This is a genomic window from Streptosporangium sp. NPDC006013 (genome assembly GCF_040614275.1).
GTDB lineage: Bacteria > Actinomycetota > Actinomycetes > Streptosporangiales > Streptosporangiaceae > Streptosporangium.
The window spans coordinates 1-2712 of record NZ_JBEXUE010000794.1 but is presented as its reverse complement, the minus strand read 5'-3'; the positions used below and the strand labels follow the sequence as shown (position 1 = coordinate 2712).

The following is a 2712-nucleotide window of genomic DNA, read 5'->3' as shown; positions in this document are numbered from 1 at the left end:
ACACCACCGGCACGTTATAAACCCCCGCCCTCACCCCCAACCGATTCAAAAACCACAACCGCCCCTGCCCGAACGACAACGGCACCACCCCAGCACCCCCCACCCCCGAACGCACCGACACCCGCCGACGAACCCCACCCACCAACCCCTCACAAACCCGCACCACCAACCCCGCCACCGACGGAGCCTCGAACACCGCCCGAACAGAAACCTCCACCCCAAGCACCGACCGCACTCGACCCACCAACCGCATCGCCAGCAACGAATCCCCACCCAACTCAAAAAACGAATCCCCCACCCCCACCCGCTCCACCCCCAACACCTCGGCGAACACCCCACACAAAACCTCCTCCACCACACCCCGCGCACCCCCGGCCGACACCGCCCCAAAACCCGAACCCGAACCCGGAACCGGAACCGGCAACGCGGCCCGATCCAGCTTCCCGTTCCCCGTCACCGGCAACGCCCCCAACACCACCACCGCCGACGGCACCATGAACTCCGGCAACACCTCCCCCGCGAACCGCCGCAACTCCCCCACATCAAGCACCGGCTCCGCATCTACCGACCCCACCTCGGCCAAAACCCCCTCCGCCGGAACCACGTACGCCACCAACCGCCGATCCCCCGGACGGTCCTCCCGCACCAGCACCGCCACCCGCGACACCGACCCATGCCGGGCCAACACCGCCTCCACCTCACCCAGCTCAATCCGAAAACCCCGCACCTTCACCTGCTGATCAACCCGCCCCACGAACTCCACAACCCCATCACCACGACGCCGAACCACATCCCCCGTCCGATACATCCGCCCACCGGACCCATCAAACGGACACGCCACAAACCGCTCCGCCGTCAACCCGGCCCGCCCCAGATACCCCCGCGCGAGACCGGGCCCGGCCAGGTACAGCTCCCCCTCCACCCCGGCCGGAACCGGCCGCAGCCACGAATCCAGCACGTACGCCCGGGCGTCGCGGACCGGCGAGCCGATCGGCGGGATCTCGCCCGTTTTCAGGGGGGCGCTCATGGTGGCGGCGATGGTCGCCTCTGTCGGGCCGTACGCGTTGATCATCAGACGGCCGGGGGCCCAGGCGTCCACCAGGTTCGGCGCACAGGCGTCCCCGCCGACGATCAAGGTCCGCAGGTCGGGCAGCGAGACCTCCGGAACCCCGGCCAGGGCTGCCGGGGGGATCAGGGCGTGGGTGACCCGCGCCTCCCGCAGGGCATCGGCCAGCGCGGCTCCGCTGTAGGCGCCGGAAGGAGGAATGACAAGGGCGGCCCCGGCGGCGAAGGCCATCAGCAGTTCCATGACCGAGGCGTCGAAGCTCGGCGAGGCGAAGTGCAGAACCCGGCTGTCCGGGGTGATCCCGAACCTGTCGACCTGCGAGCACGCGAGGGCGGCGATGCCGGCGTGGGTGACCACCACGCCCTTGGGCCGCCCCGTCGAGCCGGAGGTGTAGATCACGTACGCCGGACGCTCCGGCACGAGCGGCACACCGAGATCGGACTCCGCGTATCCGGAGGCGTCGGCCCCGGCCAGCCAGCCGGCGTCGACCACCAGGGCGGGGGCGGCGTCCGCGAGCATGTAGGCGATCCGTTCCTCCGGGTAGCCGAGGTCGACGGGCAGGTACGCACCGCCCGCCTTCAGCACGGCCAGCGCCGCGACCACCAGATCAGCGGAACGGCGCAGCCTCAGCGCCACCAACCGCTCGGGGCCGATTCCGTGCTCGGCCACCAGTAGCCGAGCCAGCCGGTTGGCGCGGCCGTTGAGCTGCCCGTACGTGACAGCCTCGCCGAGGTGGATCAGCGCGGTGGCCTCGGGGTCACGGACGACGGCGGCTTCGAAGAGCTCGGGCAACGTACGGCGCGGCACCGGTGCACCGGTGTCGTTCCACTCCTCGACGGCCTGGCTGTGCTCGGCGACGTCAAGAATGCCGATCCGGCCGACCGGCGTGTCCGGGTCGGTGACGATCGTGGTGAGCAGCAGGCTCATCCGGTCGAGCAGCCGCCGGGCCTCGGCGGTGCTGAACAGGTCGGGCCGGTGGTCCAGCCGCAGGGTGAGGCGGTCGCCGGGGACGGCGGCGAGGGCGAGAGGGTAGTGATGGGCGTCTGTCGAGCCGAAGCCGGTCAGCCGCACCTCGCCAAGGGCGGTACCGGCTGTGGAGGGATCGAATGGGTAGTTCTCCAGCACGGTGACCGTGTCGAACAGGATGCCGCGCTGGATTTCGGTCAGCCCCAGGTGATGGTGGGGCATCAGCTCCGCCTGCTCGTCCTGGAGGCGTTCCAGCATTTCGCCGACGGGCTCGGCGGGCCGGAGCCGGACCCGGACGGGCACGGTGTTGATGAACAGGCCGACCATGCGCTCGACCCCGGGCAGCTCGGGCGGACGGCCCGATACGACCGCGCCGAAGACGACGTCCTCGCGGCCGGTCAGCTTGGCGAGCAGCAGTCCCCACACTCCCTGCAGGACCGTGTTGACCGTGACGCCACGGCGACGGGCCAGTCTGGTCAGCGCGGCGGTCAGGTCGGCGCCCAGCTCGGTGGCGACCTTGCCCGGCGTCACGGGCGCGCCCGCGGCGGGCGCGACCAGCGTCGGCTCGTCAATGCCCTCCAGTGCCCGGTCCCAGGCATCCTTCGCGGCGGCGCGGTCCTGGCGGGACAGCCAGGCCAGATAGTTCTTGTACGGCGGCGCGGGCGGAGCCTCCACACCGA

Annotated in this window: 1 protein-coding gene; it reads right to left on the bottom strand. The window is 70.9% G+C overall.

The features are described from left to right. Window positions 1–2712 (bottom strand): amino acid adenylation domain-containing protein (locus tag ABZ260_RS49580; protein ID WP_355632530.1); only part of this gene is annotated, 2712 nt, incomplete at both ends.